Origin of the sequence: Mesorhizobium sp. AR07 (genome assembly GCF_024746815.1) — a bacterium.
Classification (GTDB): Bacteria; Pseudomonadota; Alphaproteobacteria; order Rhizobiales; family Rhizobiaceae; genus Mesorhizobium.
Genome location: NZ_CP080528.1, coordinates 665,630 through 677,697 on the forward strand (window position 1 = coordinate 665,630; position 12,068 = coordinate 677,697).

Here is a 12,068-nt window from a genome sequence, read left to right on the forward strand (position 1 = left end):
GCTGCCTCGCCAGTAATCGAAGAGTTGCAACAGATCCAAATGACGACCTCGAGAATGTACCAGCGGGGCACCCAGGTCGATTGAGCCATCTTGCCCTCGGATGGATCAAATCTCAAATCAGCACTTGACCGCCAAAGGCGTCAGGATCAAATGTGGGCCGCGTCGAGAGAGACCGGTAACTCTCTGGGGTGAAACGCGGCCACGATTTGTTAGCGCCGACTGGGCCACGCCCCATGAACTGGTGTGGCGAGACGCCACCATCGCCCATGTCCATCATATTTTGCACAACCCGGCCTATGCCGGCGCATATGTCTACGGCCGGCGCCGAATAAATGCGGTCCGCCAAGGTCCAGGTTCGCACCGCGCAACCTCGAAGGTGGCCATTGACGACTGGGATATTTGCATCAAAGACGCACACCCTGGTTATATTAACTGGGAGGAGTTCATGGCCAATCAGCGACGCCTCGCCGACAACACCAATCGATACGAGTCCGGCCACCGCGGCGCGCCGCGCAAGGGCATTGCTTTGCTGCAAGGGCTTGGCGGTCTGCGGCCAATGCGGACGGCGGATGACCGTGCGCTACAGCGGCCCCGACAGTGCATGCCCCGTTTACTGCTGCCTGGCGGACCGCAACCAGACCGGCAGCTCTCTCTGTCAGGAGGTTCGGGCGCCCGCAGTAGATGAGTTGGTCGCCCAAACCCTCCTGAAGGCGTTGGAACCTGACCAAATCGCCATCGCCATCGCTGCGCTCGACGAGATTGCGGAGGAAACACGAAGCCTCGAGAAACAATGGGCGCTACGGCGGGAACGTGCGCGGTATGACGCCGAGCGGGCTCGACGACAATACGACACCGTGGAACCGGAAAATCGTCTCGTCGCCAGAACCCTGGAAAAGGCATGGGAAGACAAGCTGCGCTTGATCGATGAGATCGAGCAGGAATATCGTCGGTGGAGAGACCGAGAGCCCTTGGTGTTACAGGCACAGGATCACGCGGCGCTTCAGGAACTCGCCGAGAATTTGCCGGCTATCTGGCACTCAGAAACCACCCAGCCAGAAGACCGCAAACGTATCTTGCGCTTCATCGTGCAGGAGGTCGTTCTCGACCAGAAGAAGATACGCGGCCAGGTCGCCATCAGGATTCTTTGGCAGACCGGCGCAACCAGCGACCATCAAATCCAACGGCGAGTTCAATCTTACGATCGAGACTATGGCGAACTCGAGCTTGTGCGTGAGCGGATCACGCAACTCAATGCTGCGGGCGATATGGACAGGCAAATCGCCAAAATATTGAATGACGAGGGCGTCCGCTCGGCGCGAGGCAAGCTGTTCAGCTATGAGAACATCTGGCTCTTACGCCACCGTTGGGGAATCCCCACAGCCAAGATCAACGGCGTCGCAGCCAATCCGCCGCGCTGGCCTGATGGAACCTACTCTGTACAGGGCGCAGCCGCTGCAATCGGCGTGACGGCTCAAACCATCTTCGACTATCTCGCCCAGGGCCTTGTCCACGGTCGGCAAAGCACGAAAGGCCAGCCTTGGCAGATCAGCCTTTCCAGCGACCAGATCGATCAACTTCAACGCCGACTGCAACGGACCAGGCGATCAAGGAAAGGTTGCATCATGAAGCATTCGCGGACAAAGCCATGACGTTGGCCGCCATCGACAGACTGGTTCATCACGCGACGATCTTCGAAATGAATGTCGAGAGCTACAGGCGCAAAACCGCAATATCCCGTTTGACGGAAAACAGCGATGGCACGCCGGCAACGCTGGCCTCGGCCCTCGCTGATTGACGCGCCGCGACAAACAAACGTTAGGATAGATTGTCGCGCAAATGAAGGCCGGCCTCCCGCTTCAAACGGAGGCCGGCTCGCCGATGGCGAGCGCCTCTACGATCCCTGCGCCTATCACGACCGGCTGCTGTTAGGGCTCTCGGGGATCATGAGTGAAGCGGAGTTGCACCAGATCCGCATCCGCCTGCATCAAGGGGAGCGGCAGAAGGCTGCGCGAGGCGCGCTTTGCATACCGCTGCCAGGTGGCTTGGCCTACAACCGCTCCGGCCAGATCGTGTTCAACCCTGATGAAGAGGTTCAGGCTCGGCTGCGTCTGATCTTCGACAAATTTAGAGAGCTTCAGACCGCGCGACGCGTTATGCGTTACCTGCGCACGCACGACCTACGCGTACCGGTGCGGCCGCTTCGCGGGCCGGCGCGATGATAACGCCGAACAATGAACACAACTCGAGGAGTTGATGCCAATCCCGGTTGTTGCGCGCCAATCGAGATGCATCGAGGCTGACCACCAGACCCGCGTTGCCGAGCCCGATCTCGGCGATGAGCCGTTGGAAGCCGCCACGCTCGACTTGGCCGTTTCCCGATTTTCCAAGATCCTCGTCGATGACGACGACACGATCCGGCGGCCAGCCCAATCTGACGGCGCGGTCCACCAAACTGTACTGAAGTTCGGTGCTTTCCTGGTGGTGGCGCACCTGGTTTATTGAGGATTGGCGCACATACACGTAAGCGAACTTTGAACGTCGGACGGCCGTGAGCCGCTCGTCAGGACTGCTCGGAATAGCCAACATCAAACCGCTCCCTCGCCGCTGGCGCGTTCGGCGGCATCCGGCGGATCAGAGTCGCGAGCATCTGCGCGACTTGGTGCTGAGATACCGGTGGGAGATTGTTCCAAAGGCTGGGCGTATCTGGCTTGATCCTTACCAGTGGAACACTGGTCTCCGGTAGAGACACCGCAATCCGATGCGCCAAAGCATGAGCAACCATCGCAACTCGCCATTGAGTTACTAAAGGTTATTCGCGCATAATACACCAACGGAAGCAAAGTCCGAACGGATATTAACTTTCACGCCGCGCTACGATGTTCACGATCATCATCGCTAGCAGGCGACAAATCCGTCACTGACCGGCGGATATTGCGTGACCGTCCATCCGGAAGGCGGATGACAATAAAGGCAGGTCCGCGCCCCGACCGAAGTGATGCCACCTCAAACCGCTGTCCACAGAGCGCATGTCGACGGTCAACCACCGTGACATGAGACACCAACCGATCAACAACAGGGGTATCCTGCGTTGCTTGGGTCGGGAAAGACCTTGTCCCATTCACCGAAGGGCTGATTTGCGGTGATGAGAAGCGAGCGGCGCTCGTATCGCGCACTGATCAGCTCAAAGAGCACACTGGTTTCAGCCTGATCCTTGGTCACATATGCCATGTCGTCGATTAATGTTGAGCTCAACATTACTCGACCTGGACTAACCCGCTCCGCGATTGCGGAGCGGCAAGGAGGGTGTTTGCCGCCGGCGTGGTGCTGATCGCGTCGTCTGTCGCGCTGGTCATGTGTCCACAACAAGCTCCGACTGCGTCAGCATGGAGTGGCTGCTTGCAGCCCATTCCATCGGACAAAGGAGGAGTTTGTCATGACCCAACTTCGCCAGCGCATGAGCGAGGACATGCAGGTGCGCAACTTCGCGCTCAACACCCAGCTGTCGTATCTGCAACAGGTGTCGCTGTTCGCTCGCTACTTCTGTAAGTCGCCGGACTTGCTCGGGCGCGAGGACATTCGGACCTATCAGGTCTATCTGGTCAACGAGAAGAAGCTGGCGCCCGGCTCGATCCACACCGCCATTGCGGCGCTGCGCTTTCTCTACACTGTGACGCTCGATCGGGACTGGGCGCCTGAAGAGGTCCTGCCGCTACCCAAGAAGCCGCAGAAGCTGCCGATCATCCTCAGTCCAGAGGAAGTTCAGCGGTTCCTCGGCTGCGTCCTCGACGTCAAACACCATGCCATTCTGACCACGTGCTATGCCGCCGGCTTGCGCATCTCGGAAGCGATACAGCTGAAGCCCACGAACATCGACAGCCAGAGAATGGTCATCCGCATCGAGCAGGGCAAAGGCCAGAAGGACCGCTACGTGATGCTGTCGCCCAAGCTGCTGGAGATTCTGCGTGACTATTGGAAGATGCGGCGGCCAAAGGAGTGGCTCTTCCCCGGCGATCGCCCCGGCCAGCCAATCACACGGGACGCCGTAGGAGATGCCTGCAAGAAGGCGCATCAACGCGCCGGATTGTCCAAGCCGGTCACGCCACACAGTTTGCGCCACGCCTTCGCCGTTCATCTATTGGAGGCCGGCGCCGACGTGCGCACCATTCAACTGCTGCTCGGTCACCGCAGCCTCGCGACCACCGCCCATTACCTGCGGATCGCCACCAACAAAGTCTGCGCCACATCGAGCCCCTTCGAGCTCTTGCCGCGTCCGGCGCCCACCGTGCCGCCGCCCGCCAAGCCGCAATACTTCTGAGCGGCGGCAATGGCTCGCTCGGGGCCGGAAGTGGCGGATATCTTCCGCTGCTACGCCGAAGCCTATCGCGCACAGCATGATGCGTCGCTGTCGACGGCCCAGCGCCGCGTCATGACGGCGATCGAACTGTGCCGGACCGCCGCGCTCGGCGGGCACGTCGAAGCATGCGATCAATGCGGCCACCGGCGCATCGCCTTCAACAGCTGCCGCGACAGGCATTGCCCCCGCTGCCAATCGCTGGCCCGCGCACAATGGCTGGAGGATCGTCGCGCCGAGCTTCTCGACACCCAGTACTTTCACGTCGTCTTCACGCTGCCGGAGCCCATTGCCGCCATTGCCTATCAGAACAAGGCACTCGTCTACGGCCTGCTCTTCCGCGCCACCGCCGAGACCCTGCGCATCATCGCCGCCGATCCCAAGCACCTGGGCGCAGAGATCGGCTTCTTCGCCGTGTTGCACACCTGGGGCCAAAACCTGCTCCATCATCCGCATCTGCATTGCGTCGTCCCAGGCGGCGGCCTTTCTGCCGACGGCGATCGATGGGTCGCCTGCAAGCCCGGCTTTTTCCTGCCGGTCCGCGTGCTCTCACGCCTGTTTCGACGATTGTTTCTGGAGCACCTGGAGAAAGCCTTCGACGCCGGCCTGTTGAAGTTCTTCTCTGACTTGCAGGCGTTGAGCGAGCGCGATGCCTTCCGGCGCTATCTGGCGCCGCTACGAAAGGCCGAGTGGGTCATCTATGCCAAGCCGCCATTCGCCGGATCCGAACAGGTCCTCGACTACGTCGGCCGCTATACCCACCGCGTCGCCATTTCCAACAATCGGCTCGTCGCCATCGAGGATGGGAAAGTCGCTTTTCGCTGGAAGGACTATCGGCACGGCAGTCGGCAGAAGGTCATGACCGTCGCGGCCGATGAGTTCATTCGTCGCTTCCTGCTACACGTCCTGCCCGAGGGCTTTCATCGCATCCGCTACTACGGCTTCCTCGGCAATCGCTATCGCGCGCAAAAGCTCGCCCGCTGTCGTGACCGGCTCGGCATGCCGGTTCCCGAGCCGGCGGACAGCCGATCCGCAAAGGACTATCGCGACCGCTACGAGGACCTCACCGGGCATTCCCTCAGGCAATGCCCGGCGTGCCATCGCGGGCAGATGATCATCATCGAAACATTCGACGGCGTCACCGGACGCCCGCCATATCAGGACACGTCATGAAGCAAGGGCGTCGCCTTCCTTGTCATCAGCATCGCACCGGCCCGCTTGGAAGCCAAACTGAGCCGGTCCCGCAAAAGTGTGCGCTGTCATCACCGGCAACCTCTCCCAGGCAGGGCGCGGCGCCGATCTCACATGCCGGAACCGATATCCGTGCCGCTTTCAGCGCACGCCACACCTTCAATCGCCCGGCCGCGTGGCACACACGGTCTCCTTTCATCGGTGGCGCTTCATTGAACGCCCATAGCGGACCACCCGTGCCGGCGGCTTAGTCCAACACGTTTTTAGCTAACCGTCGCGATCCACCGCAGTGCGCTCCTGCCACCCGCCATTCAGTCGCGACGCCAAGCTAAAAACGCTCTGCATCATGTGCAGTACGCAGAGATGTGGAGTCGCCCCACTGCGAGCCTTATTTTGCGCGGCGCTTGACGCGAGCGACTCAACATAAGTGAACGACCGTATCGTGTTCTCCATCCACAACAAGGAGGACACTATGCTGCGTGATCTATTTCCAAGGCACCATGAGCGATACGAGACGTCCCGGTTCTGCGGCGAGTTGGTGGCATTTGCCGGTTGGTTGACGGAACAAGGCCATCTGCGGCATCCGCTTCGCCTTCATCTTTATCGGGTCCGAGAGGCCCTTGCTCGTTCTGATCGACTCCAGCCAGGGGCAGTGTTTCACGAAGCCGATGTGCGACAGGCATTCGTCGTGTCGGGAGTTTCCGCACAGACGAAGTACCTATGCGAGTGCACGGGACGCATTTTCACCCGGTTCCTGGCTGCAACTGGCCGCCTGATATCGATCGAACAATCGGACCCGGCGAGCCAGATCTGTCGCCGCTATCATCGATATCTCACCGAGGTACGAGGGCTCTCGGAGCGGTCGCTCTATCATCACGGACAGACGATTGCAGATTTCCTGTCACGAGGTGTTCCGGCCGACCGCTGCCTGTCCGCCGTAACGGCAGCCGACGTCGAGGCCTTCGTCCAGCTCAAGAGCAAGGAGAACAGCCGTCAATCGCTCCAGCATGTGATCGCGCATCTACGGGCATTTCTGCGGTATTGGGGTGATCGCGGCGAGGCACCTGGCGGTCTGCATGTAATCGACATGCCGCGCGTGTATCGAGGGGAGTTGCCACCGCGGGCTATGGATTGGACGACGGTGCGCCGCTTGCTGGCGTCGATCCGGCGGCGTGATCCCCGGGATTGGCGCGACTACGCTATTTTGCATCTCATGGCGTACTACGGTCTCCGACCGTCGGAGGTTGCCACCCTTCGCCTGGACTCGATTGACTGGGAAGCAGGAACCTTACGGATCGAGCAACGGAAGACCCGATCGGTCCTCGTCCTGCCGTTGGCCGGCCGAACGCTACGACTCCTACATCGGTATCTCCAGGCCGGCAGGCCGAACAGTGATTTGCCGGAGCTATTCCTGCGAATCCGCAGCCCGATCAAGCCGCTCAAGCACTACGGCATCATCACGGTCTTCACCTATCGTGCGGAGAAGGGTGGATTGCCGCTCGGCGGGGTGTCTTCGTATTCGTTGCGCCACTCCTTCGCCATGAGGCTGCTTCGACGCGGTGTCGGCGTCAAAGCGATCGGCGATTTGCTTGGGCATCGAAGCCTCGAAGCGACCTGTGTCTATTTGCGGGTCGACGTCGATATGTTGCGGAAGGTCGCCTTGCCCGTCCCGGGAATCATGCTCGTCGAGGGAGGCGTTCATGCCTGAGACCCTCCATCTGACCCCGCTGAATCGCCGGATCGACGAATGGCTGGCGCACCAACGCGCGCTGGGCCGGGCTTACGACAACGAAGAACGGATCCTCCAGCATCTGCGGCGAGTCATCGTGTCCAGCGAAGCCGGCGATCTCGACCAGAAGGGCTTTGACCGCTGGTGTGCATCCCTCCGCCATTTGTCGCCGACGACCCGGCGTTGCCGACAGCTTGTTGTTCGTAAATTCTGTCTCTTCCGAAGAAGGGCCGAACCAGGCTGCTTCGTGCCGGACCCACTCTACTTCGCACGACAGCTGCCGTATCGGCGGCCGGTCATTCTCGAGCCGGCTCAGGTGTCGCGGATGCTTGCAGCAGCCGACAGCCTGGCACCCACGACGAACTCGCCGCTGTTGCCGGCCGTCATGCGGCTGGCCACCATCATCCTATACACCGCCGGTCTGCGGCGTGGAGAGCTAGCCCGTCTGACTCTCGACGACGTCGAGCCGCAATCCGGATTGCTCCGCATCCGTGAATCGAAGTTCCACAAGTCCCGGCTCGTGCCTCTGTCGCCGGACGCGGCAGGCGCACTGCACAGCTATTTGCATCTCCGTCTCGCGCCCCCATTTAGTGCCTATCCTTCCTCGGCATTATTGTGTTGTGGGCGAGCCGGTCAGCACGGCTACACCGGGGCCGGATTGGGACAGGCCATCAATCGTCTGTTCGTCACTGCCGACGTACGGGACAGCGAAGGTCGCTTGCCGCGAGTCCATGATATCCGGCACAGTTTTGGCGTTCAGGCATTGATACGCTGGTATCGCGCCGGTGCCGATGTCCAGTCCTGCCTGCCCAGCCTGGCAATCTATATGGGCCATGTCTCGATCGTATCGACCGCCCATTACCTCCACTTCGTACCCACGATGCGGGAACTTGCCAGCAGCCGTTTCGAGGCCGCCTTCGGCAACATCGTTGCGGGAGCGAAGCCATGAAGGCCTATCAGCCCACAGACCTTGGCCGACCGATCGTCCGCTTCTTCCAGGAATATCTTCCGACGCTGCGCGGCATGAGCCGCCACACGATCCGAAGCTATCGCGACGGCATGGTCCTGTTCCTGAGATTTGCCACGACCGATTGCGGGCGCCCGATTGAATCGCTGGCGATCGCCGACATCACCGCCGACCGAGTCGGCCGTTTCCTGGCTTCCCTGGAGAGCGAACGCCGCAACAGCATCGCGACCCGGAACACTCGCTTGGCCGCGTTGCATACCTTCACCCGTTTCCTGATCGCCGAGACCCCGGAGCATATGGCCACCCTCCAGCAAGTGCTCGGAATCCCGTTCAAGAGGGGCGCACGTGTAGCTCCGATCGAATATCTGGAGACCACGGAGGTCGAGGCTTTGCTGGCCGGCATCGATCGAAAGACGCCGGCAGGCAGGCGAGACTACGCCATGTTCTCGCTCATGTTCAACACAGGGGCACGCGTCCAGGAGGTCGTCGACCTTCGGGTCCGGGACGTTCGCCTGGAACCGCCCCACCAGGTGCGATTCACCGGCAAGGGCAACAAGGTACGCCTGTGTCCGATCTGGCCACGCACGGCGCAGCTTTTGAAGGAATTGATCAAAAAGCAGACCAATGGCGAAGATTCTGCAGACCAGCATATCTTCCTCAATGGCCGGGGCGCTCCGATGACCCGGTTCGGAGTTGATACCTCCTCCAAAAACGCGTTGCCGCCGGCGCCGAAGTTGCGCCGACCCTGACCGGCAAACGGATCCACCCACATTCCCTCCGCCACACCACGGCAATCCATCTACTCAAGGCCGGAGTCGACTTCGCCACGATCAGCCAATGGCTCGGGCATGCCAGCCTGAACACCACCATGCGATACGCGCGCGCCGACATTGATCTGAAGCGGCAGGCCCTCGCCCAAGTCTTCCCGGGGATACTGGCTCCGCCGAAGGGTGGAGCCTTCGTCTTCCAGGGAGAGGATATCACTGGTTGGCTGCGCCGCCTCTAACATTATGTGGAGTTGTCCGACGCTCGACGCGTCAAGCGCCGCGCAAAATAAGGCTCACTGTGGGGCGACTCCACATCTCTGCGTACTGCACATGAGTCGAGCACCAGCAGATGGTACTTGTCGAGCTTTGCGATGGCCCCTTCGAGATCGAGATTGCGGCGGGCGGCTTGCAGTTTCTGAACAAGGTCGGTGGTACGCGTGAACAGAACACGCCACCCATTCTCGATCAGCCCGACGCCGATGGCGGCCGCCAGATGCGATTTTCCGCCGCCTGGCCCGCCAAACAGCATCAGATTGGCGCCGTTCTTCAACCAGACATCTCCCGCGACCAATGCCATGACCCGGGCCTTCGAGACCATGGGCACAGCCGTGAAGTCGAAGGCATCGAGGGTTTTCCCCGGAGGAAGACGCGCTTCAGTGAGGTGGCGCTGCATACGCCGCGTTTCGCGTTCGGCGACCTCGAACTCAGCAAGCGCCGCCAGCAGCCGGGAAGCCGGCCAGCCTTCGGTGTCAGCCCGCTCGGCGAAGGTGTGCCAGGCCCTGGAGATGCCCGGCAGCCGCAGATCGGTGAGCATCAGGGACAAGCGCGCGGTATCGACAGGATCGTTGGGTCTCATGCCGTGACCTCCACGCGGGTGCCGATAAGCCTGTCGTAATCGACCAGTTTACCCAGATTGACGCTGACCTGCGGGACACAGGCCGGGTTCGGCGCGAACCGGGCGCGCATGCCGTCAAGCGTCGGCAAGGTTCCCGCATCGAGCTCGCCCTGGATGGCGTGGGCGAGTGCGGCCTCGACATTGCGCTCATGGGCGAGGCTCAGCAGTTCCACCGTCAGGCGGCAGGCATCGCGTTCCGGCAGCCTCTCCATGGCGGCATTGTAGAGATTGCGATAGGCATCCCTGGGGAAGAGCTGATCGCGATAGCCGAGTCTGGGCAGAGCCCCCGGTTTCTGGCGCAGGGAATGAATGACGTGATGATAGTTCACGACATGCTGGGTGGGGCCGAGCTGGCCTCTGACGCGCGGCAGCTTCATCAGGGACGTGCCGCCGAGGAACAGTTCGATATGCTCCTTGAAGAGCCGTGCGCGCAGCCGATGTCCGATCAGCCGTGAAGGAACGGTGTAGAAGACCCGGCGAAGGGTAAACCCTCCACTGCTGGTGACGTAGACGATCTCGTCTTCGCCTTCGGGCTGGCGCTTGCGCGGCAGCGCCAGCAGGCTTTCGCGCTCAATGGCGATCTCCCTGGCCCGACGGGCATTGCGCTGGCCGACAACCTCGTCGATGAAGGCGGCAAAACTGGTGACGTCCGCAAAGTCACGCGTTCCGCGCAGGAGAAGAGCATCTTCCAGTTCCCGCTTCAGATCGCCATGGGATCCTTCGACCGCGCCGTTCTCGTGGGCGACGCCGCGATTGTTGCGGCTGGCCTTCATGCCGTAATGGGCGCAAAGCGCTTCATACCGATCTGTCATGTCCTGTGCGGTATCGGCATTGAGATTGCGGAATGCAGCCGAAAGACTGTCCGTGCGGTGATCGCGCGGCGCGCCGCCGAGAGACCAAAGGGCGTTCTGCAAACCACTTGTCAGCGCGGCAAAACTCTCGCCGCCTTCGACAATCTCGGCATGCTCGAATCCACTGTATGCAAGTCGGAAGTGATAGAGCAGGTAATCGAAGGTCACGCTGGCGATCGTGACCTTGAGGCCCGGTGCATGGGTAAAATCCGACAGCCCCATGCGTCCCGGCTCGTGAACCTGCCGGAATATGACATCCTGATCTCCTCCATGGATCGCGCGCCATGCGCGGATCCGGCGCTCAAGTGTGCGGCGAATACCAGAATCGAGCTCGGGATGACGCTTGCAAAGCTCACGAAGAATGCCGACAGGGCGCAAGCCGGGAGCGCTTTGCAGCATGGGAACCACCTCTTCGGTGAATATCCCTTCCAATGGATCAGGCCGACGTCGTTCGTGTTTGGCCTTCTTTTCGCTTGGTGGACGGGGGTCTGATTCGATCCGATAACCAGTGGATGGGCTGAAACCTGATTTGGCGGCCGCGACAGGGACACTGTGCTTCTGGCGATTTTGCATATAGAGCCTCGATTGTTGATCCGTGATGTGACTGCCGGACATTCATTCTTCCTTTGAGCGGGAAGAAGAAATGCACCCGACACATCGCGATCACCAGACGGCGTGAACCCTATGTGGGTTCGCGCCGTCGCCAGGAACGTCCCTCCAGTCGGGCTACGCCCTCCCTCCGTGACGTCCCTGGCGACGCTCCCATCCTGATTGACGCTCCTTCCAGGTTGATTGCCGCGCCGTAGCCATCCAGGGATGGACGCCGCGTTCGCGCCGCTGAAGGAAATCTGCCCGGATCGGGCAACGCCCGAGCTGCGGCCAGCGTGCTCGCGGAATTCTTGCCCATCGAGCCGACCGCCGTCAGTATCGATACCGCTCATGTTCGCAGCGACGATGCAAACTCAGCAAGAAATTTCGAGATCGTTGTTGCCCGCTGCGGTCGTGGTGGGCGGGGAGATGCGGGCGGCCGGTATTTCACCACCAGCAATACCGGCCAACATGCGATACGGGATCGTGCCCTTCACGCTCTCCGGCGAGAGGGGTATTGCAGCTTTGGCGATGTGACCGTGATTTCCGACGGCGCCGAGATCCTCAAACGGTTACCTCGTGCGATGCCGAAGCCGACCACACACATCATCGACTGGTTCCACATCGCTATGAAGATTAAGCCCATGCAGCAGATCGCGGATCCCATGGTTCGATCCCGCTCTGATCTCGCCGGTGCGCTTCCGTCCATCGACAGCGACATCAGAGGGG

The 12,068-nt window shown here is 61.0% G+C and carries 10 protein-coding genes and 4 pseudogenes; 10 read left to right on the top strand and 4 right to left on the bottom strand.

Annotation, left to right across the window (positions count from 1 at the left end):
• Positions 1-100: 100 nt before the first annotated feature.
• From BPNPMPFG_RS43475 to BPNPMPFG_RS39480, 3 genes and pseudogenes are all read left to right on the top strand, one after another.
• Positions 101-415 (top strand): annotated as a pseudogene (locus BPNPMPFG_RS43475) (recombinase family protein); the annotation flags it as partial.
• The gene (locus BPNPMPFG_RS39475) at positions 333-1,649 is read left to right on the top strand and encodes a recombinase zinc beta ribbon domain-containing protein (protein ID WP_413776924.1); all 1,317 of its coding nucleotides are present in this window, start codon (positions 333-335) and stop codon (positions 1,647-1,649) included. The pseudogene BPNPMPFG_RS43475 and the gene BPNPMPFG_RS39475, both read left to right, overlap by 83 nt.
• Positions 1,631-1,795, top strand: a pseudogene (locus BPNPMPFG_RS39480) (ATP-binding protein); the annotation flags it as partial. The gene BPNPMPFG_RS39475 and the pseudogene BPNPMPFG_RS39480, both read left to right, overlap by 19 nt.
• A gap of 356 nt (positions 1,796-2,151) precedes the next feature.
• Here BPNPMPFG_RS39480 and BPNPMPFG_RS39485 read toward each other — a convergent pair.
• Entirely contained in the window at positions 2,152-2,586 is a 435-nt protein-coding gene (locus BPNPMPFG_RS39485; RefSeq protein ID WP_258598395.1) for a recombinase family protein, read from the bottom strand.
• 275 nt (positions 2,587-2,861) lie between these two features.
• Positions 2,862-3,240, bottom strand: a pseudogene (locus BPNPMPFG_RS43480) (ATP-binding protein); the annotation flags it as partial.
• 193 nt (positions 3,241-3,433) lie between these two features.
• Here BPNPMPFG_RS43480 and BPNPMPFG_RS39495 point away from each other — a divergent pair.
• From BPNPMPFG_RS39495 to BPNPMPFG_RS43030, 6 genes are all read left to right on the top strand, one after another.
• Positions 3,434-4,315: a tyrosine-type recombinase/integrase gene (locus BPNPMPFG_RS39495; RefSeq protein WP_258598397.1), complete on the top strand. Its 882-nt coding sequence runs from the start codon at positions 3,434-3,436 to the stop codon at positions 4,313-4,315.
• 9 nt (positions 4,316-4,324) lie between these two features.
• Positions 4,325-5,524 (top strand): IS91 family transposase, encoded by a 1,200-nt coding sequence (locus tag BPNPMPFG_RS39500; protein WP_258598398.1) that lies wholly within the window; start codon positions 4,325-4,327, stop codon positions 5,522-5,524.
• Positions 5,525-5,969: 445 nt separating this feature from the next.
• Positions 5,970-7,250: a tyrosine-type recombinase/integrase gene (locus BPNPMPFG_RS39505; protein ID WP_258598399.1), complete on the top strand. Its 1,281-nt coding sequence runs from the start codon at positions 5,970-5,972 to the stop codon at positions 7,248-7,250.
• Positions 7,243-8,220 (top strand): tyrosine-type recombinase/integrase, encoded by a 978-nt coding sequence (locus BPNPMPFG_RS39510; RefSeq protein WP_258598401.1) that lies wholly within the window; start codon positions 7,243-7,245, stop codon positions 8,218-8,220. Before BPNPMPFG_RS39505 ends, BPNPMPFG_RS39510 begins: the two co-directional genes overlap by 8 nt.
• Positions 8,217-8,987 carry a tyrosine-type recombinase/integrase gene (locus BPNPMPFG_RS39515; protein WP_319946033.1) on the top strand — a complete coding sequence of 257 codons (771 nt, stop codon included), beginning with the start codon at positions 8,217-8,219 and terminating at the stop codon, positions 8,985-8,987. Before BPNPMPFG_RS39510 ends, BPNPMPFG_RS39515 begins: the two co-directional genes overlap by 4 nt.
• Positions 8,988-9,031: 44 nt before the next feature.
• On the top strand, positions 9,032-9,244 hold the full coding sequence (locus tag BPNPMPFG_RS43030; RefSeq protein WP_413776968.1) for a site-specific integrase: 213 nt from the start codon (positions 9,032-9,034) through the stop codon (positions 9,242-9,244).
• Between the two features lie 86 nt (positions 9,245-9,330).
• On the opposite strand, the pseudogene istB reads toward BPNPMPFG_RS43030, so the two are convergent.
• Positions 9,331-9,861, bottom strand: a pseudogene (gene istB / locus BPNPMPFG_RS39520) (IS21-like element ISRm9 family helper ATPase IstB); the annotation flags it as partial.
• Positions 9,858-11,366 carry an IS21 family transposase gene (gene istA, locus BPNPMPFG_RS39525; protein WP_183452348.1) on the bottom strand — a complete coding sequence of 503 codons (1,509 nt, stop codon included), beginning with the start codon at positions 11,364-11,366 and terminating at the stop codon, positions 9,858-9,860. The gene istA and the pseudogene istB, both read right to left, overlap by 4 nt.
• Positions 11,367-11,690: 324 nt before the next feature.
• Here istA and BPNPMPFG_RS39530 point away from each other — a divergent pair, with 324 nt between their 5' ends.
• Positions 11,691-11,876 (top strand): hypothetical protein, encoded by a 186-nt coding sequence (locus tag BPNPMPFG_RS39530; RefSeq protein ID WP_258598404.1) that lies wholly within the window; start codon positions 11,691-11,693, stop codon positions 11,874-11,876.
• Positions 11,877-12,068 lie beyond the last annotated feature (192 nt).